This window comes from Micromonospora sp. D75, from assembly GCF_018070405.1.
GTDB lineage: Bacteria > Actinomycetota > Actinomycetes > Mycobacteriales > Micromonosporaceae > Micromonospora > Micromonospora chalcea.
In genome coordinates this window covers 1-537 of the sequence record NZ_JAGPXV010001166.1, presented here as the reverse complement: position 1 = coordinate 537, position 537 = coordinate 1, and the positions used below count along the sequence as shown (strand labels likewise).

The window sequence follows — 537 nt, the reverse complement described above, 5'->3', positions numbered from 1 at the left end:
GTCGCCGGACTGCTCACCCGCTGGTGGGTGCACACGTGGAGGGTGAACTGAGCATGCGTACGCTGATCCGCGCCGCGGCGGCGACCACCGCCGTCGGTCTCGCGCTCACCCCGGCGGCGGCCCTGGCCGCGCCCAGTCCGTCACCGGGCGCGACCACTGTGACCAAGGCCGGCACCTCGTTCCTCACCGCCACCACCGTCACCGCCGGGCAGCCGGTGCAGGTGGGCGCGTCGACCGGCGACCACCTGTACTGGTCGTTCCGGGCCGACGCCGGGCAGGTGCACGAGATCACCGCCACCGTCACGTTCCCGAAGCGACGCACCGGCGCGTCCACCTGGACCGTCGACGTCTTCGACGGGCTGCGCCGCCGGCAGGCGTGCACGGCCGGCGCGCAGACGCCGACAGCGGACGCGGCGGCCACGAGCGTGGCGCTCGGCTGCACGCTGCGCCGGGTACGGCCGTGGGCCGAGCCGTGGTCGGGCGACCCGCTGCCCGGCACCTACTACGTCCGGCTCTCCGTCACCGACCTGCCCGTGC

1 pseudogene is annotated in these 537 nt (G+C 75.4%); it reads left to right on the top strand.

The window, feature by feature from the left end:
• Positions 1-53 precede the first annotated feature (53 nt).
• Positions 54-537: pseudogene (locus KBX39_RS32660) on the top strand (peptidase); the annotation flags it as partial.